The sequence below is a fragment of the Nitratireductor sp. OM-1 genome (genome assembly GCF_003296175.1).
GTDB classification, from domain to species: domain Bacteria; phylum Pseudomonadota; class Alphaproteobacteria; order Rhizobiales; family Rhizobiaceae; genus Nitratireductor; species Nitratireductor aquimarinus.
Genome location: NZ_CP029208.1, coordinates 2,746,525 through 2,769,852, shown reverse-complemented (window position 1 = coordinate 2,769,852; position 23,328 = coordinate 2,746,525). Strand labels below are relative to the sequence as shown.

24 protein-coding genes and 1 pseudogene are annotated in these 23,328 nt (G+C 59.6%); 15 read left to right on the top strand and 10 right to left on the bottom strand.

Annotated elements, in window-relative coordinates:
- Positions 1-60: 60 nt before the first annotated feature.
- The 3 genes from proX to DEJ54_RS13250 form a co-directional block, all read right to left on the bottom strand.
- Entirely contained in the window at positions 61-1,071 is a 1,011-nt protein-coding gene (gene proX, locus DEJ54_RS13260; protein WP_113154986.1) for a glycine betaine/L-proline ABC transporter substrate-binding protein ProX, read from the bottom strand.
- A 101-nt stretch (positions 1,072-1,172) separates the two neighbouring features.
- Positions 1,173-2,105: a proline/glycine betaine ABC transporter permease gene (locus tag DEJ54_RS13255; protein ID WP_113154985.1), complete on the bottom strand. Its 933-nt coding sequence runs from the start codon at positions 2,103-2,105 to the stop codon at positions 1,173-1,175.
- Positions 2,102-3,355 carry a glycine betaine/L-proline ABC transporter ATP-binding protein gene (locus DEJ54_RS13250; protein ID WP_113154984.1) on the bottom strand — a complete coding sequence of 418 codons (1,254 nt, stop codon included), beginning with the start codon at positions 3,353-3,355 and terminating at the stop codon, positions 2,102-2,104. Before DEJ54_RS13250 ends, DEJ54_RS13255 begins: the two co-directional genes overlap by 4 nt.
- A 336-nt stretch (positions 3,356-3,691) precedes the next feature.
- Here DEJ54_RS13250 and DEJ54_RS13245 point away from each other — a divergent pair, with 336 nt between their 5' ends.
- Positions 3,692-3,940 (top strand): hypothetical protein, encoded by a 249-nt coding sequence (locus tag DEJ54_RS13245; protein ID WP_113154983.1) that lies wholly within the window; start codon positions 3,692-3,694, stop codon positions 3,938-3,940.
- Positions 3,941-4,053: 113 nt separating this feature from the next.
- Here DEJ54_RS13245 and DEJ54_RS13240 read toward each other — a convergent pair whose 3' ends face one another.
- Complete coding sequence (locus DEJ54_RS13240; RefSeq protein ID WP_113154982.1) at positions 4,054-5,499, bottom strand: sodium:alanine symporter family protein; 1,446 nt, start codon at positions 5,497-5,499, stop codon at positions 4,054-4,056.
- Between the two features lie 302 nt (positions 5,500-5,801).
- On the opposite strand from DEJ54_RS13240, the gene DEJ54_RS13235 reads away from it, so the two are divergent.
- The 13 genes and pseudogenes from DEJ54_RS13235 (at position 5,802) to DEJ54_RS13170 (ending at position 19,631) form a co-directional block, all read left to right on the top strand.
- A complete protein-coding gene (locus DEJ54_RS13235) occupies positions 5,802-6,062 on the top strand; it encodes a hypothetical protein (protein ID WP_113154981.1) in 261 nt (86 codons plus the stop codon).
- Positions 6,063-6,176: 114 nt separating this feature from the next.
- The gene (locus tag DEJ54_RS13230) at positions 6,177-6,971 is read left to right on the top strand and encodes an arylmalonate decarboxylase (RefSeq protein ID WP_162742299.1); all 795 of its coding nucleotides are present in this window, start codon (positions 6,177-6,179) and stop codon (positions 6,969-6,971) included.
- A 117-nt stretch (positions 6,972-7,088) separates the two neighbouring features.
- Positions 7,089-7,334: a GlsB/YeaQ/YmgE family stress response membrane protein gene (locus DEJ54_RS13225; RefSeq protein WP_113156265.1), complete on the top strand. Its 246-nt coding sequence runs from the start codon at positions 7,089-7,091 to the stop codon at positions 7,332-7,334.
- Positions 7,335-7,474: 140 nt separating this feature from the next.
- The gene (locus DEJ54_RS13220; RefSeq protein ID WP_113154980.1) at positions 7,475-7,654 is read left to right on the top strand and encodes a hypothetical protein; all 180 of its coding nucleotides are present in this window, start codon (positions 7,475-7,477) and stop codon (positions 7,652-7,654) included.
- A 238-nt stretch (positions 7,655-7,892) separates the two neighbouring features.
- The gene (locus DEJ54_RS13215) at positions 7,893-9,032 is read left to right on the top strand and encodes a hypothetical protein (protein WP_162742298.1); all 1,140 of its coding nucleotides are present in this window, start codon (positions 7,893-7,895) and stop codon (positions 9,030-9,032) included.
- Between the two features lie 252 nt (positions 9,033-9,284).
- Positions 9,285-10,292: a mechanosensitive ion channel family protein gene (locus tag DEJ54_RS13210; RefSeq protein WP_113154978.1), complete on the top strand. Its 1,008-nt coding sequence runs from the start codon at positions 9,285-9,287 to the stop codon at positions 10,290-10,292.
- Positions 10,293-10,523: 231 nt separating this feature from the next.
- On the top strand, positions 10,524-11,114 hold the full coding sequence (locus DEJ54_RS13205; protein WP_113154977.1) for a hypothetical protein: 591 nt from the start codon (positions 10,524-10,526) through the stop codon (positions 11,112-11,114).
- Positions 11,115-11,268: 154 nt separating this feature from the next.
- Positions 11,269-11,514 carry a DUF982 domain-containing protein gene (locus DEJ54_RS13200; RefSeq protein ID WP_113154976.1) on the top strand — a complete coding sequence of 82 codons (246 nt, stop codon included), beginning with the start codon at positions 11,269-11,271 and terminating at the stop codon, positions 11,512-11,514.
- An 854-nt stretch (positions 11,515-12,368) separates the two neighbouring features.
- Positions 12,369-16,259 carry an autotransporter domain-containing protein gene (locus DEJ54_RS13195; RefSeq protein ID WP_162742297.1) on the top strand — a complete coding sequence of 1,297 codons (3,891 nt, stop codon included), beginning with the start codon at positions 12,369-12,371 and terminating at the stop codon, positions 16,257-16,259.
- A 556-nt stretch (positions 16,260-16,815) separates the two neighbouring features.
- A complete protein-coding gene (locus DEJ54_RS13185; protein ID WP_113154973.1) occupies positions 16,816-17,172 on the top strand; it encodes a hypothetical protein in 357 nt (118 codons plus the stop codon).
- A gap of 211 nt (positions 17,173-17,383) precedes the next feature.
- Positions 17,384-17,650, top strand: coding sequence for a hypothetical protein (locus tag DEJ54_RS13180; protein WP_113156264.1), 267 nt, complete (start codon positions 17,384-17,386; stop codon positions 17,648-17,650).
- 85 nt (positions 17,651-17,735) lie between these two features.
- Positions 17,736-18,769 (top strand): annotated as a pseudogene (locus DEJ54_RS13175) (IS110 family transposase).
- Between the two features lie 265 nt (positions 18,770-19,034).
- Positions 19,035-19,631, top strand: a complete 597-nt coding sequence (locus DEJ54_RS13170; RefSeq protein ID WP_113154972.1) for an SOS response-associated peptidase family protein — start codon at positions 19,035-19,037, stop codon at positions 19,629-19,631.
- Between the two features lie 118 nt (positions 19,632-19,749).
- Here the strand turns inward: DEJ54_RS13170 and DEJ54_RS23385 are convergent, their stop codons facing one another.
- Together DEJ54_RS23385 and DEJ54_RS23380 are read right to left on the bottom strand one after the other, a co-directional pair.
- Complete coding sequence (locus tag DEJ54_RS23385) at positions 19,750-20,319, bottom strand: hypothetical protein (protein WP_204360807.1); 570 nt, start codon at positions 20,317-20,319, stop codon at positions 19,750-19,752.
- 83 nt (positions 20,320-20,402) lie between these two features.
- Positions 20,403-20,864 carry a hypothetical protein gene (locus DEJ54_RS23380; RefSeq protein WP_204360802.1) on the bottom strand — a complete coding sequence of 154 codons (462 nt, stop codon included), beginning with the start codon at positions 20,862-20,864 and terminating at the stop codon, positions 20,403-20,405.
- A 904-nt stretch (positions 20,865-21,768) separates the two neighbouring features.
- Between DEJ54_RS23380 and DEJ54_RS23230 the strand changes: the two genes are divergently transcribed.
- The gene (locus tag DEJ54_RS23230; protein ID WP_162742178.1) at positions 21,769-22,071 is read left to right on the top strand and encodes a hypothetical protein; all 303 of its coding nucleotides are present in this window, start codon (positions 21,769-21,771) and stop codon (positions 22,069-22,071) included.
- 23 nt (positions 22,072-22,094) lie between these two features.
- Here the strand turns inward: DEJ54_RS23230 and DEJ54_RS23510 are convergent, their stop codons facing one another.
- The 4 genes from DEJ54_RS23510 to DEJ54_RS13145 form a co-directional block, all read right to left on the bottom strand.
- Complete coding sequence (locus DEJ54_RS23510; RefSeq protein ID WP_305778807.1) at positions 22,095-22,367, bottom strand: DUF1515 family protein; 273 nt, start codon at positions 22,365-22,367, stop codon at positions 22,095-22,097.
- Between the two features lie 81 nt (positions 22,368-22,448).
- Complete coding sequence (locus DEJ54_RS13155) at positions 22,449-22,622, bottom strand: hypothetical protein (protein ID WP_371685889.1); 174 nt, start codon at positions 22,620-22,622, stop codon at positions 22,449-22,451.
- Entirely contained in the window at positions 22,606-22,875 is a 270-nt protein-coding gene (locus tag DEJ54_RS13150) for a hypothetical protein (RefSeq protein ID WP_224873280.1), read from the bottom strand. The genes DEJ54_RS13155 and DEJ54_RS13150 overlap by 17 nt, the downstream gene beginning before the upstream one ends.
- 22 nt (positions 22,876-22,897) lie before the next feature.
- Positions 22,898-23,257 carry a hypothetical protein gene (locus tag DEJ54_RS13145; RefSeq protein WP_113154970.1) on the bottom strand — a complete coding sequence of 120 codons (360 nt, stop codon included), beginning with the start codon at positions 23,255-23,257 and terminating at the stop codon, positions 22,898-22,900.
- Positions 23,258-23,328 lie beyond the last annotated feature (71 nt).

The following is a 23,328-nucleotide window of genomic DNA, read 5'->3' as shown; positions in this document are numbered from 1 at the left end:
TCCAGCGCGTGGTCTCGAATTGTGCCGTGTCAGGCAAGAGCGCCTGACTGAGCCAATTTCTTAGTCGACAGCCTTGCGGGCTTCTTCGAGCCAGCCATCAACCATTTCGCGGTTCTTCTCGATCCAGTCCGAAGCCTGCTTCTTGATGTCTTCGGGGCTGTCCGCACCGTCATTCATCGCAGAGTTCTGGGCGAAGATGTCTTCAAGCGGGATCGAAGCCGTCTTGAGAACTGCGGCAACAGCCGGGTTTTCCTCAAGGAACTTGGAGTTTGCGACCGGCACGATGTCGTTCGCCTCAAAGCCCATCACGCAGGGATCGGCGACACAGGACGCGATGCCGGCAGCGGCGTTCTCTTCGTTGGCTTCCTCGGGAACCTGAATCCAGACAACGTCTTCACCGAGCTTCAGCTCGTTGACGGTCCAGTTCGGCGTCCAGGTGTAGAACAGGATCGGCTCGCCGCTGTCGTGAGCAGCAACCGCATCGGCCATGGAAGCCGAATAGCTCGCCTTGATCTCGTTGATGTGATCCTTGAGGCCGTACTCGGTCAGGTGACCTTCAATGGCAACCTCACAGCCCCAGCCAGGCGGGCAGGCGACCAGATCGGCCTTGCCATCGCCATCACGGTCGAACGCTTCCTTGACCTCGTCGCGCTTGAAATCGTCAAGCGTCTTGATGTCGAACTTCTCGGCGGACGCCTTGTCCACCAGATAGCCCTGAAGCGCGCCGCCAGCGGCAACGGCGCCGATGATCTCGGCGGACTCTTCAAAGGCCGGGCGATAGGTATCGTGGATCGGGAACCAGCCATTCACCCAGAGATCGACGTCGCCATAGCCGACGGCCTGGTAGAAGGGCGGGTTGTCGAGCGTGGTCGGGCCGTCAACGGTGTAGCCGAGTTCCTCGAACAGCTGCTTGTAGATTTCGGAGTGGAACCAGCCGGTGTCCCAGGTGGCCTGGGCCATCTTGATCGTCTTGCCCTCGCCCGGGGCTTCTGCGGCCATCGCCGGCATGGCGACGGAGCCGAGCAGCGCCAGGGCTGCAATTGCGGGGATGCTTTTCTTAAGACCAGTCATAACAAGCAGTCTCCTTTATGTGATTTTCAGTGGTGGCAGCGAATGGAGCAGCTGCCGCAAGAGCGGAACGCGCAATTGCGTTCCGCAGAGCGGGTCTCGCCTCAGGCGGCTTTGCCCGCTTGCTCTTCCTTGACCGGCTTGCCGAGCCCGAACATCGAGCGCAGCGTCTGCCAGAGCGAAGGCGTCTGCACGGCTTTCTTTTCGCCGAGCGACTGAGTGATGCGATCGAGAATGATCGCGAGAAGCACGATGCCGATGCCGCCGGCCGTTGCCGCGCCCACATTGAGGCGTCCAAGGCCGGTGTAGACCGTGAGACCGAGACCGCCCGCGCCGATGAGCGCGGCGATGACGACCATGGAGAGCGCCAGCATCAGGGTCTGGTTGAGGCCCGCCATGATGGTGCGAAGCGCCAGCGGGAACTGGACCTCCCACAGCATCTGCGAACGGGTGGAGCCGAACGCCTCGGCCGCCTCGATCAGGTCGGCGCGCACATTGCGGATGCCGAGATTGGTGAGACGGATGATGGGCGGCAGCGCAAAGATGATGGTGGCGATGATGCCCGGCACCATGCCCACACCGAACAGCATCACGATCGGCACCAGATACACGAAGGACGGGATCGTCTGCATGATGTCGAGGATCGGACGCACGACAAGCAGGACACGGTCGCTGCGCGCCGCCCAGATGCCGATGGGAATGCCGATCACGGCGCAGAAGAACACCGAGGTGATGATCATGGACAGCGTGGTCATCGTTTCCGCCCACAGGCCGATCATGTCGATGAAGACCAGCGCAATGAGCGTGAAGATTGCCACGCCACGACCGGCCGTGCGGTCGGCGATCACGGTCAGGATGGCCGTGAAGACCAGCATGGGCAGCCAGTGGAAGAAGGCGTCAAGCCAGCCCAGAACAACGGTGACCGGCACCTGCAGACTTCTGAAGAAGGGGCGGAAATTCGGCACGAGGAAATCGCGCACGAAGCTGTTCACCCAGTCGTCGAGCGGGATCTGAACGAGGTCAGCGGGGCTAATCATGGGCGGTCTCCTTCGCTGGCGGACTGCCGGGCTTCGGCGTCTTCCGCCGGAACCGCCGTGTCGTCGTTCTCGTCGCCCGAAAGCTGCGAGAACACCGCCTGCGCCTCGATGACGCCGGCAAGCCGGCCGCGCTTGTCGGCAACGGCGATCGGGTAGCCGGCGCTCGCTGCGCCATAAAGTTCGTTGAGCGGGGTTTCGCGCTCGACGGTCGGAACCTCGGTGACCATCACTTCGGAAAGATCGGTCCGGCCCTCCTCGCGTGCGGCAACCGCCAGCTCCTGATAGGTGACGAGGCCGGCGATGCGGTCCTTGTCGACCACGTAGAGCGCATTGCGATTGTGCTCTTCCATGAGCTCAAGCGCCTTTTCCGCCGCGCCCTTTTCACCAAGCTCGACCGTGATCGGGCGTTCTGCCACATGGGCGGCGTCGAACACGCGGCCGCGATCAATATCGGCGACAAAGGCGGCGACGTACTCGTCAGCCGGGTTGTCGACGATTTCCTGCGCGGTGCCCACCTGGACGAACTCGCCATCCTTCATGATGGCGATCTTGTCACCGAGGAGCAGCGCCTCGTTGAGATCGTGGGTGATGAAGATGATGGTCTTCTTGAGCTTCTTCTGCAGGTGCAGGAGCTCTTCCTGCATCTCGCGGCGAATGAGCGGATCAAGCGCGCCGAAAGGCTCGTCCATGAGCAGGATCTGCGGATCGGTGGCGAGACCGCGCGCCAGGCCGACGCGCTGCTGCATGCCGCCCGACAGTTCGCTGGGGAAGCTGTCCGCATAGGCGGCAAGCCCGACCTGCTCCAGCGCCGCCAGCGCCTTCTTGCGCCGTTCGGCAGCGCCCTCGCCCTTGATCTTGAGGCCGTAGGCGACATTGTCGGCAACGGTCTTGTGCGGGAAAAGCGCGAAATGCTGGAAGACCATGGTGATCTTTTCGCGGCGCACCTTGCGCAACCGCTCTGCCGAGCAGCTGGCGACGTCGTCATCGTCAATGAGGATCTTGCCGTATGTGGGGGCAATCAGACCGTTGAGCGTGCGGACAAGCGTAGACTTGCCCGAGCCGGACAGGCCCATAACCACAAAAATTTCGCCCTCACCAACATCGAAACTGACATCCTGGACACCAACGGTTTGTCCCGTTGCTTCGAAAATCTCGATTTTCGACTTGCCCTCTTTCAGACCTTCGAGCGCCTGTTCTGGATGATCTCCAAATATCTTGTAAACATTCTCGACCCTTAGCTTGGGTTTCATGGTTCCTCTTGATTGATTATTTTATGGAAAATGAAATACAGGTAGAACACCTGCTCAATATTTCACATATCCCTGCACTCAGGCGGAGCGCTGAGAGACTTAAGTCTTCCTCGCGCATGATGTGAAAATACCATACATGGCTAAAGACATAACGTGCGATATTACGAATCGCAACAGTGAGTGAAAATTAATTCAGCATCGAATTATCCTGAACCATGCCCAGAAAGCCGGAACGCGGCGGACTGGCGGGCGTTCCTTTCGGCCAGATGAACTGTTAGGGATAGACACGCGGGGGGCGCCTGCGACGCAGCAAACGCACCAGTGAAGGGATGAAGAATGAACGACCGCTACGACGCTTATGCCGCTGCCACCATCGTGATTTTCGGCGCAATCGTGATTGGCGGCCTGATGGCTGCATCGCTGTCATTTGGCGAGCGGGATGCGTTTTTCTTCGCACTCGGCGCGGCCACTTCAGCGTGGTGCGCCGGCTATGCGATGTTTCTCGACAAGGCACGTGTGTTCGTGGCGCTGACTGCGCTGGCGGTGGCCATGTCCATTGCCGCGGCTGTTCTTCTGGGCTTTTAGCGAGCCCTCCCCCGGTCAGAGGCTCCTCCAGAATTCCGGGGCTCTTCCAGAACTGAGAAAGGGCAGGTTTCCCCTGCCCTTTTCCATATGCCGGCGCCTGAAACGACCGCGCGCTACGCCGCCTCGCGGAATGTGCGCACCTTGCCGGTCCATGCCGTGCGGTCGATATCGAGATCCGGGAAATTGTCGGGGTTGAGAACCGGGCGGTCCACCCCTGCCTTCAGCTGCTCGCGGAAGTCCTTCAGTATGCGCAGGCAGATGGGTAAGAGCATCATGATGGCGATCAGATTGACCAGCGCCAGAACGCCCATCAGCGGATCCGAGAAGAAGAACACGGCCGTCGCGCCGGGCGCCACCGCCCCGAGAAACACCATGCCCATGACGGTCAGGCGCAATATGTTCACCGCGACATTGCTTTCGGTAATGATGGTCAGGGCGTTTTCACCCAGATAGTAATTGTAGATGATCGAGCTGAACGCGAAGAGCAGCAGAATGAAGGTCAGGAAATACTGGGTCCATTCACCCAGATGCGAGACCAGAGACTGCTGGGTCAGCACCACGCCATCAATGCCTTCCGCACCCGGCGTATAGACATCGCCCAGAAGGATCACGAAGGCCGTGCAGCTGCAGATCACGATCGTGTCGATGAACACGGAGAAGGACTGGGTGATGCCCTGGCTGATGGGGTGACGCACATCGGCTGTCGCCGCCACATTGGGGGCAGAACCGAGCCCCGCTTCATTGGAGAACAGGCCGCGTCGTAACCCCTGCGCCAGCGCCGCGCCCATGCCGCCGCCAACCGCCTGCTCGAAGCCAAAGGCGTTCATGACGATGGAGTAGAGGACACCCGGTAACTCGGTGATGTTGATGACGATGATGAAGATGGCCATCAGCAGATAGGCCAGCGCCATGACCGGCACCACAACATCGGCAGCAAGCGCGATGCGGCGGATGCCGCCGAAGACGATGAAACCCGCAATGACGGTGAGCAGAATGCCGGACCACATCCGGTCGATGCCAAGGCTCTCCTGCGCTGCGCCGGCGACCGTGTTGCCCTGAAACGCGTTGAAGCCGATGGCGAAGGCCGCGATTAGACAGACCGCATAAAGAACGGCGAGCCATTTGTGCTCATGACCGAGACCATGGATGATCGAGCGGGCCGGTCCGCCGCGAAACGTGCCGTCGGGCTCGCGCCGCTTGTAAAGCTGGGCGAGCGAGCATTCGACCAGGCTGGTGGCCATGCCGACCAGCGCCACGGCCCACATCCAGAACACCGCGCCCGGCCCGCCAAGCGTGATCGCCACCGCAACGCCGGCAATATTGCCGCCGCCGACGCGACCGCCAACGGAAACGAGGAGCGCTGCGCGCGCGGAGATCGCATTTGGATCCCCGCTCTGGTTTTTGGAGGAAAGCACACGGAACATGCGCTTGAAGAACTGGAACTGAACAAAACCGGTCAGCGCGGTGATGAAAATGCCAAGAACGATGAGGATCGGAATAAGCGCCCACCCCCAGGTTAAGTCGCCTATGATGCCAAATAAGTCTCGTATGAATGTCATTTCCGTATCCTCACTTTCAGAAATAGACTGCTGCCGACCGGCCCGTGCGTAGCCACGCTTCCTCCGGGAGGCCAGTGCAGACGCGACATGATAGCGCGCAAACGCAATGAGCGCACGCGCGCGTCAGGCATTGCTTCGCCCCTACCCGCCTGAATTAACACTTTCATAACGCTTGCACGCGTGAGTTGGGCACTACCCCGATTGGACGACTCGTCGGAACGCTGTGGTTGTGGTAGGGAACCGCCAAAATTCAGCATGCCAAACAAAAACAAGTCCGTTTTCACGCTTCCCGGGGGGAAAGCATGTCGTTTGCATATGAAAACTGTGTGCCTGCAGATTTCGTGAGCGAGGCGCAGACATGTCGTGACGCCATTGAGCCGGCGTTAAGGCAGGTGCTGGTTTCGGCACAGGAGCGCGGCTGGAGCAGCCAGCAGGTTCATCTCGCCATGATGGAAATCGCCATCGCATCCATAAAGACCGACGGCCTCGACATCACCACGCTCGCCAAAATGCGGCGCGCGGCCTGGCGCGGCGACTTCGTTGCGGGACGGAAGAGCCAGTAGACCCGCGTGAAGAATTTCGGGAAATGGCAAGCGCTCGATTGCATCGCGCCGGGCGAGAGACGATGATTGGCGCATCGCACACACGCACAGACGAGCACAGCCAAGATGACCGCAATGCTGCAGACCCCGCGGCCAAAGACCCCGCTGCCAAAAGACCGCAAACGGGAGGCGCCGGGGCCAGTCCGCTTCGATGACGGGCGCAATGCCCGCGCCAAGCTCGGTTTCGTGCTCGTGCCCAATGACCAGCTGGTCGAGGAAGACATGGTGCGCATGGCCCCGCCCGGTGTCAGCACCTATTTCTCGCGCGCCCGCATGCCGCATGAAATCTCCACCGGCTCACTCGCGCAGCTCGCCGACAGCCTCGCGGAGACGGCCGGGCGCATCCTCCCCGACGATGCGCTGGATGTGGTGTGCCTCGCCTGCACATCGGGAACGGTCGCCGTCGGCGAAGCGCGGGTGCGTGAAGAATTGAACCGGGGCGCCCCCAATGCGCGCGCAACCTCGCTGATGGGCAGCGTCCACAGGGCGCTTGAGGCGCTGAATGTCCGGAAACTGGCCATTGCCACGCCCTATGCGGAAGAACTGACGGAGAACGTCGTCCGCTATCTGCATGACGCGGGCTTCGACATCACCGCCTATGCGGGGCTCAATCTGGACTATGACAGCGAGATGGTGCGGGTGACGCCGGAATTTCTTCTCGAATTCGGCGCGTCGGTCGACACGGCCGACGCCGATGCCGTGCTGATCAGCTGCAGCGCTTTGCGTTCGCTGGAGATCGTCGACGCGCTGGAACAGAAGATCGGCAAGCCGGTGGTCGTGAGCAACCAGGCAATGATGTGGAACTGCCTCAGACTGGCCGGCATCGAAGACCGGATCGAAGGCTACGGAGCCCTGCTGCGCGACCTGTGAAGCAGATCAATACCGGCTTCACACCTCTATTTTGAAACATTCTTTCGCCGGCCCGCTTGAAACGGAGGGCGAAACCGGTCGATCATTTGCCGCCTTTCTTTTCAAGGAGTGATTCTGATGCAGGGCATTGGCTGGATCGCCGCCATCATCATCGGCGGCATTGCCGGGTGGCTGGCAAAACAGTTCATGGACACCAACACCGGCCTTCTCATGAACATCGTTCTGGGCATCGTCGGCGCGGCTGTCGCAAACGCGCTTCTGGGCGTGGTGGGAATTTCGTTTGCCGGCTGGCTCGGCAACCTGATCGCCGGTTTCATCGGCGCGTGTATTCTCATAGCCATTGTGCGTGCCGTCGCGAAATAGCGGCGAGCGCACAGGGCCAGACAATTGAAACCGGCAGGGCCCTGCGCCCTGCCGGTTTCTTAATGGGCGGAAGAATTCGTGATGCATCACTTTGCCGGACAACCACTTATCATCATTGTTGCCCTGCAAGGTCGAAGACCATGGATACCCTGACCGACATCATGAATGCTCTCGCGCTGGCCATCTCCGTTATCGTCGTTTCGACCGCGACGGTGGAGCTGCTGTCACGCGCGATCAGCCGCAGATACATTGATGGCGGCTATGTCGATGACCGGGCAGCCAAACGGCACCCGGCGAGCCGGCTTTCGCCGCACGGCTGAGCCTCCGCCTCCGCCCCCACCAACAGAAACAAGATCGCCCGCCCCTCGCCCGGCTCCAATCCAGTGCGCAACCGGGTGACCAATTCTTCTGTCATCAAGCATTTATACCGGGACAATTATATCAACCCCGTTGATGATCTTTTGGATCGGATGCTAGCAATTCATTTGGCGTTTCGCTCAATCTGAAAATGAAACGCCATATAAAAACTAGAAATTGAATATACCGGGGCAATTCAACGTGAAAAAACTATTCGGATTTACGATTCTCTCCGCCGCATTATTGACTGGCGGGAGCGCGCTATCCCTCGCGCAAGAAAAAACAGATCCAAACAAGTTTCTTGAAGCCTTCCCCGAGGATGGCTCATGGTTCAAGGCGCAGTTTCATATTCACGCAAATTGGGGCCTGCCCGACCTCATCCCCACCACGCCGCCGGATGTCCCGCTCAATTACTATTTCAGCCGGGACTACAACATCGTTTCCTTCACCGACCTGAACTACACCACTCCCGTTTTCGAAGGCGTGAAACCTTACTGGGACCGCCCGGGACGCACGCTTGTAATGGCCGGCAACGAACTCAACTGCGAACCCGTGGGCGAGCCGCCCTATGGGGTGATCGACACGATTGTCGTTGGCCTGCCGAGCGACGACCAGCTGGAGGTTCCATGCGACACATCGTGGAGCACGGCGGCGGTGCTGAAGGCGCAGGCCGAAACCGGACGCGCCGCGGGCGGCATTCCTGTCATCTCGCACCCCAACATGTTTTACAGCATCACCGCCAAGGACATTCTTGAAACCGACCCGCTGGCCAGCCGCCATGTCGAAATCCGCAATGGCGAACCGGGCATGAACGACTTTGGCGGAAACGGGCACGCCTCGACCTTCGAGATCTGGGACGAGGTTCTGTCCACCGGCCGCCAGATTTTCGGCTGGGGAACGGATGACAGCCACCACTTCCCGCAGCAAAGCGCCCCGAACCATCACAATCCCCGCAAGCAGGCCCTTGCCGACCGGGTCTGGATGTATGTGTTCGCGAATGAATTGAGTGACGACGCCATTCGGGCCGCACTCGACAAGGGGCATTTCTATGCCTCCACAGGCGTGACCTTCACGGACCTTCAGATGGGCGAAGGCAGGCTCTCCATCACGCTGGACCCGGCCTCCAGCGACATTGGCTGGCATGGCTTTTACCTGAAGGAAGGCGACTTCAACCCGACCAGCTACCGCACACGCTTCATCGGCCGCGATGGCGAGGTTCTCGCCATGGATGACAGCTATTCACCCGAATATAGCTGCAAGACCGACGACCTCTATGTGCGCGCCGAGGTCACCAACAGTGATGGCTGGCAGGCCTTTACCAATGCGGTGTTCTGCCCCTGACGGGCCACCCGGCCTGCAGCCTCGCCAAGAAAGCGATCATATGCGGGCGAGACAGGAAACGGGGCCGGCAACTGCGGCCCCGCTTCAAGAATCCCGATGGACGGCAGGGCAGATGCGTGATTTCTGGAAAGCGCCTGACTCACCTGAGCCGGCGCGTTCTGCGCGCCGGGCCGTGTTCACGGGCAATATGACGATCTTATCTGCATGCGGCGCCCATTGCCTGCACATTGCGGACAACAGCGAGGTGATCGCATGACATTCTACTGGATCGATCTGGGTCTGATCGTGGCCTTTTCGGCCGTTGTGCTCGGCTGCCTCTATGGCATGCGCAGGAATGGAAAATGGTCGCACAGCATCGTCGTCCATGCGATCTATCTGCTGTCGGTCACAGGCCTGTTGCTGACCGTCAACACGGTCATCGATCAGTTACTGGTGCACTACAAGGTGACACTGATACAGCCTGATTTTATTGACGATTTGACCTATGTGGCAATCGGCCTGGCCGTGATTGAGGAGATGTTTCACCTCATCAACCGACTGACCTATGCCCAGGTACAGAAAGGCAGCGACCGAACGTCGGCGACCAGTGTTGCACGCGTTCTCAAAATGGCGATTGTCCTGTCACTCGTTCTGCTCTTTGGCGAGCATCTGGGGCTGAGCCTGTCCGGCCTGCTCGCCTTTGGCGGATTTGGCGGCATCGCCATCGGCATTGCCGGCAAGGATGTTCTGAGCAATGTCTTCTCGGGCGTGATGCTTTATTTCGACCGCCCGTTCAACCTGGGCGACTGGATCCGCTCGCCCGACCGCCAGATCGAGGGCTCCGTCGAGGAGATCGGCTGGCGCATGACCCGCATAACGACGTTCGACAACCGCCCGCTTTACGTGCCCAATTCGCTCTTCTCATCGATCAGCGTCGAGAATCCCGGCCAGATGCGTAACCGGCGGATCAGCACGTCCATCAATGTGCGCTACGAGGATGCGGCGAAGATCAATGCCATCATCACGGACATACGGGCGATGTTGCGGGGGAATCCGAGCATCGACCTGAAACAGGACCTGCTCATCTACTTCAACGAGTTTGGCGAGTATTCGCTGAACATCATGGTCTACTGCTTCACCAAGACCACCAACTGGGCGGAATGGCTGGACGTCCAGCAGGACGTGTATCTGAAGATCATCGAGATCGTGCACAACAATGGTGCTGACTTTGCTGATCCGAAGCAGGTCATCTCGATAGAGAAGGCCGAGGCCGCAGGGTAACGCGAGGAGCATCGACCTCTAAAGGGCGCCCGTTTCCGGCTGACCGCCGCCTGCAGCGCGCCCCCCCCCTTCCATACGCTGTTGATGCTCCCTTGATGTGCTCTCGATGCGCCCTGCCCCGGCCGGAATCCGGCGCGCGGCTTGCCAAATCGTTTCACCGATAGTGCAATGCTTATGAGTTAAAGCAATCCGGCCTGACGATTCGGCTGATGGAAGGAGCAGGCGCGCGCAATGGAGCAGTCGATCCCCAACACCGATCAGCTCATCCATATTCGCGTTGTGCTGGGTGTTGTGATGGGATTGAGCCTCGCGCGGCTCCTCAACGGCCTGGCCCATTTCGTTCAGCATCCGGGCAAGATCCGCATCTATTCGGTGCATATCGGCTGGGTTCTGTTCCTGTTTCTGGCCGTCGTGCACTTCTGGTGGTTTCAGTTCAGCCTGATCTACATCTCGCACTGGACCTTCGAGCACTACATCTTCGTGATAATGTATGCCGCGCTGTTCTTCTTCATCTGCGCGCTGCTTTTTCCCGACGACATGAAGGAATATTCCGGCTTTGCCGACTATTTCCATTCGCGACAGACGTGGTTTTTCGCGCTTCTGGCAGCTCTTTATGCGGTGGACATCATCGACACGCTGGCCAAGGGCGTTGAGCATTTCAAAAACCTCGGGCCCGAATATCCCCTGCGGCAGGCGGTGATGATCACCCTCTCCATTGTGGCAATCTTCGTCAAAAGCCGCCGCTTCCACCTCAGTTTCGTGACGGCAGCGCTGGCAATCCAGGTCCTCTGGATCATCCAGTATTTCCAGGTTCTTGCCTAAAACCTTAAAAGCGCAGTGCTTTTACAAACGTCTGCGGCGATGAACATGGGCCTTCCACCTGGCTTTTCGCCCACTTCACATCTCGGTGATGCAGGCGCGTGTTCCCTTCTCCATGTGGTAAAATCCCCGCCTCAACAGGCTGGGAGAGCCGGCAATGAATGAAGGATGGTTTTCCAAACCCGTACCGATTGCAGAATGCATCACGGGCGATATTCGATACATTTCGAGCGCCAGACAGGCTCTGGAACTGCTGGATGGCCACTGGCGGCAACCGGGCAGCGAAGCGCACCGGGAAGCGCTGATCGTCTGCCAGCGGGCCATGGATGGCAGAGCGACCGGCGATGCGGCAATGCAGGCGTTTCTCACCGCCGCGACGGAAGCACGCGTGCTGACATCGTGACCACAGACTGCACGGATGGAGAGACAGCGCGAGGTTGCCGCCTGGACGTTTCGGATGAAGAGCCATGAAGCGACGGGTTACCTGCCCTGCGCAATGGCAGGCGCATCGTTTGACTTCAAGACTTCCAAACAATGAGCAGACTTGAACGCGGCGGAATTGCATCTCCCAATCGGCCTTCTTTGACTACCGTCCCCGCCCCCCCTCCACACGTCCGAGTAGCCCCCGGCTTTAGAAGCCATGAACCTGGCCAGCCGAGCATCGAAGCCGCGAACAAATGCCAGCCCGGCTTCTCCTCTCGCGACATATGTCCCGAGGTTGGGGAAGTCTCCCATAAATGCAGTTCCAGCCCAGCGATGAAGAATGGCAATGGTCATCAAGCCGCCGTCACGGAACGTATGGTCGGCTAATCGACAGATCCCAGGTGAGCAAAAGGCCGCTCAAGCGCTTCGCACATACGCCGGCTCGATACATTCACGCGCAGCCCGCGCAACAGCGGGCACTACATCACCATGTCACATGAAGCTGATTAAACGTGGACCAAGCCTTTCCCGGTGAAAATTCAACCCTCATCAAGGGATATTAGTTCTTAATAATAGCAATTAATAGATTGATTCTTCAAAAATCAAACAGATTATGTAATCCAATTCTATATTGAATATTTGTACTCTTGGGGGAAATTGTACATGCGAATATTTACAACTTTAGAGATAAAGACGCACCTATTAAGCACAACCGCACTGGCATTTTTCCTATGCACAACGCCGCAGCCAGCCAATGCACAGTCAGTCGAGGTAGACGCTATAGAGAACGATGTTTCTCCCTTTCCCTCGCAGAACCCACAGCAAACGTGGCCCGTGGACGGCGACCTTTTTGTTGGCAACTCGGACAAGGGCAGGCTGACCATCAAGGATGGCGGTTGGGTCGACAACGCAACTGGCTATATCGGCTTCGCTTCTGGCTCTGAGGGCACTGTCAGCGTATCGGGACCGGGCTCCACATGGAAGAACAGCGGCAGTCTCATTGTTGGCGACAACGGCAAAGGCACGCTGATCATTGAGGACGGAGGGGCCGTCGACAGCACACGCGTCAGAATCGGGGGCGTTCCCGGCGCTGAAGGCACGGTCACCGTGAAAGGAACTGGCGCAATTTGGAAGAACACCGACCTGAATATGAATTCAGGCCAGCTGACCATTGCCGACGGCGGGTCTGTCGAGAGCGCGCGGGGATTTATCGGCAACAACCCTAATACTGAGGGTACCGTCAGCGTTTCCGGAGAGAACGCCACATGGATAAACAGCGGCAATCTCATTGTTGGCGAAAACAGCAAAGGCACGCTGTCCATTGCCGACGGCGGCACTGTTTCGGCCGCCGATGGACGGGGCAGGATCAATGTGGGTGGGCTGCTTCCACAGGCAAGCGGCACCATCAACATCGGCGCAGCCGTGGGAGAAACGGCGACAGCTCCCGGCACCTTGCAGGCCGCCGAAATCTCATTCTGGAACGGCAACGGAACACTCAATTTCAATCATACCGGCGCGACCGTCTTCTCTGCAGCCCTGAAGAGCTCTCGCTGGAAAACGGGCACCGTGAACCACATTGCCGGCACCACCACACTGACCGGCGTTTCGTCCTACTTCACCGGAACAACGACAGTCTCCGGCGGCACGCTGCTGATCGGTGACGCCGCCGGCAATGGCACGCTCGGCGGTGTCGTCAATGTCGGGATAAACGGGGCGCTGGGCGGCTCGGGCACGCTGAACGGAGCCGTCACCATTGACGGAACATTGTCGGCCGGTAACAGCCCCGGCACCCTGACCTTCAACAACGATCTGACCCTCAATGCAGGCTCGACTTCGGTGTTCGACCTCAACAGTCCGGGCGTTGCCGGCGGTGCAGGCAATGACCTGGTCAGGGTAAATGGCGCTCTTGCGCTTAACGGAACTCTGGATGCCCGCGTGGCTGCGGCAGGCTATTATCGCCTGTTCGAGTATGGTGGCGCGCAATCGGGTGCTTTCGCCGATGGAACGGTGACGGGTACAGGTGGTTTCAAACCGGCCAACCCAAACAATCCCGACATCCGTTACGACATTCCCGGTCAGATCAATCTGTCGGTTCTGAACTCCGAGCAGACCATGCAGTTCTGGAATGGCGGCAGCGGCGTCTGGCAATCCTTCGCGACCGACTGGACCGATGCCACGGGCAGCGCCAATGCCGGCTGGGGCGGTTCAGTCGGCGTTTTTGCCGGCGCAGCCGGGACGGTCACCGTTCAGGGCGCGCAGGTTTTCGATACGTTGCAGTTCTCCACGGATGACTACCTCATCCAGGGCGATGCGCTCTCCATCGGCGCTGCCGGTGGCGGCACATTCAACATCGATGGTGGTGTGACGACGACGGTTGCTTCGATCATTGAGGACGGAGCGGGCAAGGTTGTTCGCAAGGCCGGGGGCGGCACGCTGGTTCTGAGTGGCGCCAACACCCATTCGGGTGGCGTCGATCTTCTGGGCGGTGTCCTTTCGGTGGCGTCCGACCAGAACCTTGGCGCTGCCCCGGGCGGGATGAGGTTTGACGGCGGCGTGCTGAAAGTGACGGGAACGGGCTACACCGGCACCGCGCGCGACATCCTGATTGGCGGTGATGGCGGCGGTTTCGACATCGCGGATGCAGACAACACGTTCAGCCTGTCCCAGGGCATCACCGGTACAGGCGACCTTCTCAAAAAGGGCGACGGCACTCTGGTTTTGGGTGGAACCAATGGCTACCGCGACACGCTGGTCGAGGCCGGAACGCTGGCCGGAAACGCGGGCTCGATCTCCGGCGATATCGGCAACGGCGCGACCGTGGTGCTCGACCAGGCGGGCGATGCAAGCTTTTCGGGGAACATCGGCAGCCTGAACGGCACAGAGGGCGCGATGATCAAGCGTGGCGCGGGTGTTCTGACGCTGTCCGGCGCTTCCACGCTCGGCTGGTCTGTCGAGACTGGCGGGCTGGTGACGGATGCCAGCCGCTTTGCAGGAGACGTCGATATTGCGAGCGGCGCATCGCTGGCTTTTGCGCAGAGCGAGTCGGCTGGCTATGCCGGCGCTCTGTCAGGCACGGGCAGTTTCAGCATCAGCGGGTCCGGCACAGTGACGCTGACCGGCGACAGCTCGGGCTTCACCGGATCGACGTCGTTCTCCAACGGAACGCTGATCGTCGGCACCGCTGCAGGCGGTGCGCTCGGCGGCTCGATCATGCTTGGTCCGGACAGCCAGCTCGGTGGAACGGGCACCGTTGGTTCGGCTGGATCGACGGTGGCGATCAACTCTGGCGGAACGCATGCGCCCGGCAACTCCATCGGTGTGCAAACCGTCGCCGGCGACTATGTCAATCACGGGACGCTGGCCATTGAGGTGACTCCGACAGCAGCGGACAAGGTGATCGTGCAGGGCACGGTGGACATTTCCGGCGCAACGCTTGCGTTGACAGGAACGCCGCTCACCGCGGCGGACTGGCCGATCCTCAACGGCCCCTACATCATTCTCGACAATCAGGGCGCAGGCGCGGTGGCCGGCACGTTCGCCAGCGTCACCAACAATCTTCTGTTTCTTGACGAAACGGTCGATTACGCCGGCGGAGATGGCAATGACATCTCGCTGGAACTCACACGCAATGACACGTCATTCGCCGATATTGGCCGCACACCGAACCAGCGGCAGACGGGTTCGAGCGCAGACACGCTTTCCATGACCACACCCATCTGGCAGGCCTTCGCCACCATGACCGACGAGGACGTGGTGCGCGCAAGCCTCGCTTCACTTTCGGGCGAGGTGCACCCCTCATTCCAGGGCGCGCTGAACAGAGGAAGCGCCTTCCTGCGCAACGCTGCGAATGACCGCATTCGCGCCGCCTTCGCCGCATCCGGCGACACTTCACAGGAGCTTTCGCATGGGCTCGCCTTCTGGAGCGAGGCCTATGGCGCATGGGCCGGCTTCGACAGCGACGGCAATGCGGCAGCCATGGACCTGTCGTCCGGCGGCTTGTTCGTCGGCGCTGACGCGCTGGCCGGCAACTGGCGCTTCGGCCTGCTGGGCGGCTACGGACAATCGAAGCTCGATGTCGCGAAGGTCGCCTCCTCGGCCGAAAGCAGGGACTACCATCTGGGGCTTTATGCCGGCACGGAACTGGGAAGGCTCGGCATCCGGACGAGCGCCGGCTATAGCTGGCACGGCATCGACACGGCAAGGAACGTGCACGCAGGCGCTTTCACCGACGGTCTGAGCGCCCGTTACGACGCCAGCACTTTCCAGGCATTCGGCGAGATGAGCTACCGGTTTGACCTTCAGGCTGCGCGCCTGGAGCCCTTCGTCAATCTGGCCTATGTGCACCAGCGCTCGGACGGTTTCAGCGAACTGGGCGGCGCGGCCGCGCTGACAGTGAAAGGTCAGCCGATGGACACGGGATACGCGACGATCGGTGCGCGCATGGAGCATGCATTCCAGCTCGATACGATGAAGGCGGAGGCAAAAGCGACGCTTGGCTGGCAGATGGCGTTCGGGGATACCAAGCCCACATCGGTTCACTCTTTTGCGGGCAGTTCGGATTTCCTCATTGCCGGCGTGCCAATCGCGCGCAATGCGGCGCTGATCGAGGCCGGGGTCGACGTCGACCTTACTCCAAAATCCACGCTTGGCCTCTCCTACCGTGGCCAGATTGCCGAGAATGCACGGCAGCATGAGATCAACGGCATGCTCAGCATCCGCTTCTGATCACGGGAGCCACAAGCCGGAGAAGCCCCGCTAGCTGAGAACGTTGGCGGGGCTTTTTTTTGTAGCAACAATGCTGCAGCCCTGCCCTTCATCCGCGTGAATGAGGCGAATCGGCAGGCACTCTGTCCCAAAACCGCTTCCGATCCCCCTTCCCTCTGTCTCGCTTAGGGGCAAACGGAATGCATTCAAACTCGGCGGAAAATAGCTCCGCATCCTCCTTGTCGGCAAAGCAAAAGATGATGAAATAGCCACCTCTCGGCTCTGCCCACTGCGCATAGACGGATTGCTTCCGGCGATGGAGCGACAGGCATTTGCAGAGGCCGTGTACGACATCATAGTTGACTCCCATTACCCGATCCTCGGACAGCGCCACCTGGTGCGGATGAGCGCGATCAATCTGAGCCCCGGTGGTCTCTCCCTTGCAGCGTGACATCGCCTGCTCCTTCTCAATTTCACCCGTCACGTCGCCGCGTGCGCAGAGTGAACAAATAAGAAACAAAATCTCGACTTCTCAAGGGCGGTCGGATTAAAATCTGCGCTTCTGATGGAGAAAAGAATGACCACCTACACCGTCTTCAACATGGAAGATGACGACGGGTTCGAGGACGAATCGGGCCTGTATATCGAACAAACCGTGGAGCGCCTCATCGAGCGCCCCGGCTGCACTTATCGCTTCGAGCGTATCGATGGTGTCCTGCATATCTGCGTTGAGCCGTGGCGCTGGTTTGGAAAGCCGGATGGGCTCTCCTCGCTTCTGCCGGACGATGAGGCAGCGAAGCGGGAGATCCTTGAGCGCTTAGCCACCGGCAAGGCCGACCTGCCCTCCACCTGGTGCATTGAGCCAGATGACAAGCATGCCGCCGAGACGAGAAAGAATGACGTTCTGGGAGATGTTGCATGGACCGTGCAGTGAAACCATAGACGGAACCTGATCCCTATGAGCCGGCCGCCGAGGCAATCATAGAGGCATGCGGCGGCGATCCGCGCGAGGCTGTCATCGCGCTCCTGGCGAACGGCACTATCTCGCCGGGCGCGTGGAAGCGCTGGAGCGGTCTGTCAGCTGGGGATTTGTGCGCGCTGATGAAGGAAACGACGGTGCGGCACATGTTTTGCGGAGCCGCCATATGCGCCAGTTCAAGCCACTCCACCTGTCCGAGGTCGTTTTCTTCACACGAGACGGCCAGATCCGGCTGCAGGACATTCAGCCCTACTACGTGCTCGGCGCGATCTGCCGGCACTGCAAATCGATATCCGAGCTGGACCGCCGCGCGCTTGAACGCCGCTACGGCCGGGACGCAACAGCGATCGATCTGGAGCAGCGCCTACGATGCAGGAGTTGCCAAAACGCCCGTGGCAATACCATCATGGTCATAAATCAATGGCCGAGGTGATCCCGACCAATGTGCTGGTGTGGACGGCCTCTCAACCCAACGGCTTAATGTCACCCGGCATTAAGCCAAACGAGAGGAGAGGCACATGAAGAAACACCCCGTTCACATCGGCATGGATACCTCGAAATCGGTGTTCCAAGTTCACGGCGTAGACGGCAACGAGGAGGTTGTCGTGCAGCGCCCATTCCGACGCGCCGAGATGGTCCGATTTTTTGAGAGGCTTCCGCCTGTTTTGGTGGCGATCGAGTCTTGCGCTAGTTCGCACCACTGGGCGCGCTTGTTGCAGTCGTTTGGCCACGAAGTGAAGTTGATCCCGCCGCAATATGTCAAGCCCTACGTCAAGCGTGGGAAGAATGATGCGGCCGATGCCGAGGCGCTTTGTGAAGCCGTCACTAGGTCAAGCATGCGGTTTGTCCCAGTGAAATCGAAAGAACGGCAGGCTGGCTGCATGCTCATGACCGTGCGTGAGCGCTTGGTCAGCGTGAAATCACAACTCTCGAATGCCTTCAGAAGCTACGCAGCTGAGTTCGGTATTATTGCTCCCGCCGGCCGACAGAACATAAATGCGCTCATCAAGCGGGTGATAGAGGATGTGATACGTTGCCCGAGCTAGCTCTGGATCTCTTCCGCTTCCAGGCGAGGGAATACGCTGCGGTCGAATCCCGCCTAGAGGAGATCGAGAAGAAGCTGATGAAATGGCACAGTGATGACGACATCAGTAGGCGGCTTGCAACGATCCCCGGCGTAGGCCCGATAGGATCCACCATGCTGAGTATGAAAGCGCCGCCGCCAGAAACATTCAAATCTGGACGTGACTTTGCGGCCTGGATCGGTCTCACGCCCAGAGATCATTCGACGGGCGGGCGACAGAGACATGGCGGTATCACGAAGGCCGGGGATTCAGCATTGCGATCGACGCTCATAGTTGGTGCCACCGCTCTGCTGAGGCACATTCGAAAAGGGCATCACAAGCCGACGGCCTGGATTGCGGCGCTGCTGGAGCGAAAGCCGCCAAAGCTAGTAGCCGTGGCCCTTGCTAACAAGTTTGCGCGCATCGCTTGGCGCCTTATGGTGTCAGGCGGGGTTTACAACCGACCGTCCGCAGACATGCCCACCTGACCCAAAATCGGCGCCGACGTGCTAGGTTGCGCGACGGACAGCCTATGAACTTGCAGGACGCAGTAGATGGTTTTGACTGATCGGTCGATACGCGCGAGATTCCGAAGATTACACTGGCATCCCAATGTCGCCAATGTGCTTGGAGCGGGCGTAGCGAACACCATCTTGGCCAACGGGCTCCGCTCGTGCAAACAGGCCGGACATCTGATAGCAAGCGATCAGGACAAAATGCTGCTAACATCCTGACAAGCAGGAGGCCGTCCACATCTGTAATCTCTACAACATGACGACGACGCGCCAGGCGATCCGCGACTTCATCAAGACGACGCGGGAATACGCCTTCAACGAGCCATCCCTTCAGGTCTATCCGAACCGCTATGCGCCGATTATTCGCGTGGGAGAAGATGGAGAACGGGAAATGGTGCACGCCTGCTGGGGCATGCCGACGCCGCCCATGTTCATCAAGGGAAAGCACGACAGCGGGGTCACGAACATCCGCAACACGTCATCCGCCCACTGGCGCAAATGGCTTTCACCGGAAAGCCGCTACCTTGTGCCGGTCACGAGCTTCGCCGAGCCCGACCCTGCCAGCAGGCAGGAGTGCGACAAGCGCACGCCAAACGCATGGTTTGCGCTGGGTGAGGATCGGCCGCTCTTTGTCTTCGCCGGCCTCTGGACACCGTGGCACGGCAAGCGCATGGCGGGCGCGGAAACAGCCGACCATGAGGTCTATGGCTTCCTGACCACAGAGGATGAAATGACCGCGTGGCTTTCAGAGCCATGGGAGGAAGCAAAAGAGCTTCAACGCCCCCTGCCCGACGAAAAGCTGATGATCGTGGATGCGCCGGATGTGCCCGAGTGATTGCACCGAGACCGGATAGAACCCGGCGGCGTCGGAAGCTGCGGCTGAGAAAGTTCTCGCCCTTTTGTGACCTATTCCGGCGCCGCCCTTCGCCGGGCGGCGCTTTTCTGCAGTCGGATCAGGCCCAGGGCGTGACGAGGTATTTTTCACCCGTCCGCGTGGAACGGTAGTCAAGCACGGCGTCCTTGGTCAGCATGTCCTCCAGTGTGACCCGGCACTTGTAACTGCTGGCAAAGGTACTGGTCAGATTGTCACGCACGCGCTGACGCATCCGCCCCATTGTCTCGCGCCCGACCGACTGAAGGAACGGGAACAGCAGCCAACCCGACAGAGTCCAGCCGAACCCGTAGCTGGGTGTCAGGATAGTAGGACTGGTGTCGAGGCGTCCGTAGATGAACATGCGTTTGGGCTGGTTGGAACCATAGCGCGAATATTCGGCCATCTGCTCCTGTGCGACCCGCTCCATTGCCCGGAATGCGGTGTCGACCAGCATGCCGCCCCCCACGGGATCGAAACCGCAGAAGGCACGCGTTGTACGAATGGCATCGGTCAGCTGGTCCATGAAATCGTCTTCGGAGGAGTTGACCACATGGTCGGAGCCAAGCGCCTTCAGCAACTCCACCTGATCGCTCTTTCGCACGATGTTCACCAGATCGATGCCGTCCTCTGCACAAATGCGTGTCAGCATCTGGCCCAGGTTCGAAGCGCCGACTGTGTGCAAGATGGCGTTCTGTCCTCCGGCCTTGGCAGTCTCCACGAAGCCGAGCGCGGTCATCGGATTAACGAAGGCGCTAGCCCCTTCTTCGGCGGTATGGTCGCCCAGCGGGAGGCACATGTCCGCGTCGGCGAGGCAGTATTGGCTGTAGGCGTTACCCGGGACGCAGGAGACGCGCTGCCCCCCATCAGCGCCTGCGCGGCCTCACTGTCGCCGGCGGCGATGACCGTGCCTGCGCCCTCGTTGCCAGCGGGCAGTCTCAATCCATGGCGCGCCTTTGACGCGGAATTCACCGCTTCGGGCATTCGGGCCACGAACTTGCCCGGCGAGTAGTCTGCGTTTTCCATGTCGGCGCCACCGACGAGAATGGCGAGATCTGAGGGGTTGATCGGTGCAGCTTCCATCCGCACCAGCACCTGATTTTGGGCAGGGTCAGCAAATGACACATTTTCAAGAGCGACGGTCAATGTGCCGTCGGCCTCAAGGGTGGTGAATAGCTGTTTCCCGGTGGTGGCCATGCAAGAGCTTCCTTGGTGTCTTATTTAGCCAGGTGCATATAGGGCTTATTTCTCCGCTTCCAAGAATTCTGCATCCGCCACAGTCTACATAGTCAAGCGAATGGAATGGGGCCTGGGGCCGTCGGGCCGTCGGGCCGTCGGGCCACCGTCGGATAAGCGGCTCACAGCGACGAAGTGCGACAGCCTCCAGCCCCAAGTTGCCCTTCATACATCGCACGGCATGATGCCCAATGTCGGCACAAGTCGCGTTGCAGACCTTCAACGCCCTAAGGTATTTTTGCCGACGGCGAACGTCCGGTCTGACCGGCCAAACCGCAGCACCGCGCCCCTTGGGCCAATGTCCGATTTCGGCTCGACAGATGTCATTCAGGTAGGGCCGCGCTTGAGGCCGAGTTCCAGAGCATAGCCCGCCACGCCATCGGCGCAGGCTGTAGAGAAAGCGAATTCGCCATGCTGTGCCTGTCAATCGCAGAGATCCGCCGGCGCGAATGCAACACGGAAACCGAAGAGCAGATCAAAGCAGCCATTCGGGCGGTGGAAGGCAAATAAGGCCAGGATTGAGCTCTGGCCACCGCCCGCCAGATGAAACATCGCTTCAAAAATTCCAATCAGCACCGTGTTGAGATTTCAACACCAAATGCATTTATCAGCCTCGCCATACATGGATAGTAATGTTTGCGGGCACAGCTTGTTTGGCTGCGTGAAGCAACAGCGCTCGTTCGCCGGCATGCTGGCCGACGGCACCGATGCTAGAGCCTCCAATGCACCTACGTCATCACACCATTGAGTGTGACAGTGACAGTTGGTCAGCTAAGAAAAACAAGCAAATTTCCTCAAATTCAGAATCAGATACCGCAACTAATTTGCAATTTAGGCGTTCGGAAATTCAAAATTTTTTAAGATTATGAAAAAGAACTTTGCCACAAAATTGTTTGACGCCTGTGAAAAACTCGAGGATCTCTCGCAATCCGAGGCGCGCGCACTATTATACCGCGCAGCGCTTTTGCTTAACAACTCGAGTTCCCAGCAGGAAATCGCAATCCTCATAGACAGCGTTGCGGCATTCATGGACAGCTACGCAGAACAAGAAGGCGTTTCGCGGGACGAGGCTGTCAATGAGGCACTGATCAGATGGGCGCTCAGCCTAAATCTGGTACGCGTCGAAGACTTGGAAGCAGCAATGCTTCAAGAAGATCGGTCGCAGTAAGACCGAGCGACGACACCGTTGCACTAATGGGGGGACGCCCTGTCAACCAAGTGTAGCCGGCAACGATCCAGCTCGCGAGCGTTACCACCCCGATCCCCTATGCGGATGAGCCAGCGGCCCACTGTTCCCGCCCCGACAGCCTGAGTGCGAAGCTTCACCATGTCATCTGCCACTGGCTGGATCTGGTCGACACTCTTCTTCGTCGCTTCGACTTCGCCCTCGACATGCGAAAGCCGTTCGCTCATCTCATCCAACCAGCGATGCACTACGGCGCGGCTGTCATCCGCGCGCATCAAGCGGTCATCAATGCCCTTCAGCTCTCCGAGGATTTGACCAAGGGTCCGCTCAACACTCGCTTATGACATTCGCCGCTGCCCTCAGTCCTGCGTCTCTCGCCCATGACGGGCGCACTCCGTTGGAGACCAGATACCGCCGCCGCAAAGGCTGGCTGCCGTCTCGTCAATCTTTCGCTGATCGTCCACGGTCGCGCCGCGCGCGCCAATCAATGACGTGCCGACCACATCGCGCAGGCCATCACTCGTGACAGTCACCGGTTTCGTAGTCGAACACCCCGCCACGCTCAACGCAGCGGCGATAGCGAGCGCGCCAGGCTTCAGCCGCATTTCCGGCCTCCTCGTTCTGTTGGTTGATACACTGGGCGAGTGCTGCCTGTTCGGCCATGCGGCCCCGCTGGTGGCCGTAGAGGTAAATCCCGCCTGCAATGACGCAGACGGCCAGAACCGCAGCCAGAGCCTTCCCCGGCGGCGAGACCAGGGCCTTGGAGATAATGCCGAGCCAGGTCACGCCCCGCGCTCCATTTCGGCTTTCATCGAGCGATACACCTTCGCGATGTCGTACCGCCGCTTGATCGCATGTCTCCGGCAAAGTAGCTCTGCCCGCGCCGGATATACCGGTGCGCACCGCGCGTGTCCGCCAGAACGGGGAATGATGCCCACTCACCCGAAAGCCGCCGGCCAAACTCTGTGCGATCAATCTCGCCATTGATGAACTGGTGATAGGCAAGCCGGTCCTGAAGGTCGCTGTCAAACACCTGAGACCCGCGCAGCCCAAACTCATCTTTGAGCCCCATCAGCGTCTTGCGGATGAACTGCGGCGCGCCGGCGGCCGAGGAACCATGATGACGCGACCAGGTGCGCTGTGCGGCGATCACCTCGTCAACGGTCATGCGCGTAGATCACTTCATAGCATTCGGGCGGGCGGCGGCTGGTTTCCGTCTCATAGACGAACGCAAGCAGC

Excerpts from the sequence above, each read along its gene's own strand:
- DEJ54_RS13225 (WP_113156265.1), top strand. The coding sequence starts at position 7,089 with ATGCAGGGCATTGGCTGGATCGCCGCCATCATCATCGGCGGCATTGCC.
- DEJ54_RS23230 (WP_162742178.1), top strand. The coding sequence starts at position 21,769 with ATGAAAAAGAACTTTGCCACAAAATTGTTTGACGCCTGTGAAAAACTC.
- DEJ54_RS13240 (WP_113154982.1), bottom strand. The coding sequence starts at position 5,499 with ATGACATTCATACGAGACTTATTTGGCATCATAGGCGACTTAACCTGG.
- DEJ54_RS13210 (WP_113154978.1), top strand. The coding sequence starts at position 9,285 with ATGACATTCTACTGGATCGATCTGGGTCTGATCGTGGCCTTTTCGGCC.
- DEJ54_RS13180 (WP_113156264.1), top strand. The coding sequence starts at position 17,384 with ATGCGCCAGTTCAAGCCACTCCACCTGTCCGAGGTCGTTTTCTTCACA.
- DEJ54_RS23380 (WP_204360802.1), bottom strand. The coding sequence starts at position 20,864 with ATGGCCACCACCGGGAAACAGCTATTCACCACCCTTGAGGCCGACGGC.
- DEJ54_RS13185 (WP_113154973.1), top strand. The coding sequence starts at position 16,816 with ATGACCACCTACACCGTCTTCAACATGGAAGATGACGACGGGTTCGAG.
- DEJ54_RS13205 (WP_113154977.1), top strand. The coding sequence starts at position 10,524 with ATGGAGCAGTCGATCCCCAACACCGATCAGCTCATCCATATTCGCGTT.
- DEJ54_RS13200 (WP_113154976.1), top strand. The coding sequence starts at position 11,269 with ATGAATGAAGGATGGTTTTCCAAACCCGTACCGATTGCAGAATGCATC.
- DEJ54_RS13230 (WP_162742299.1), top strand. The coding sequence starts at position 6,177 with ATGCTGCAGACCCCGCGGCCAAAGACCCCGCTGCCAAAAGACCGCAAA.
- DEJ54_RS13235 (WP_113154981.1), top strand. The coding sequence starts at position 5,802 with ATGTCGTTTGCATATGAAAACTGTGTGCCTGCAGATTTCGTGAGCGAG.
- DEJ54_RS13220 (WP_113154980.1), top strand. The coding sequence starts at position 7,475 with ATGGATACCCTGACCGACATCATGAATGCTCTCGCGCTGGCCATCTCC.
- DEJ54_RS13250 (WP_113154984.1), bottom strand. The coding sequence starts at position 3,355 with ATGAAACCCAAGCTAAGGGTCGAGAATGTTTACAAGATATTTGGAGAT.
- DEJ54_RS13245 (WP_113154983.1), top strand. The coding sequence starts at position 3,692 with ATGAACGACCGCTACGACGCTTATGCCGCTGCCACCATCGTGATTTTC.
- DEJ54_RS23385 (WP_204360807.1), bottom strand. The coding sequence starts at position 20,319 with ATGCTGACACGCATTTGTGCAGAGGACGGCATCGATCTGGTGAACATC.
- proX (WP_113154986.1), bottom strand. The coding sequence starts at position 1,071 with ATGACTGGTCTTAAGAAAAGCATCCCCGCAATTGCAGCCCTGGCGCTG.
- DEJ54_RS13255 (WP_113154985.1), bottom strand. The coding sequence starts at position 2,105 with ATGATTAGCCCCGCTGACCTCGTTCAGATCCCGCTCGACGACTGGGTG.
- DEJ54_RS13145 (WP_113154970.1), bottom strand. The coding sequence starts at position 23,257 with ATGACCGTTGACGAGGTGATCGCCGCACAGCGCACCTGGTCGCGTCAT.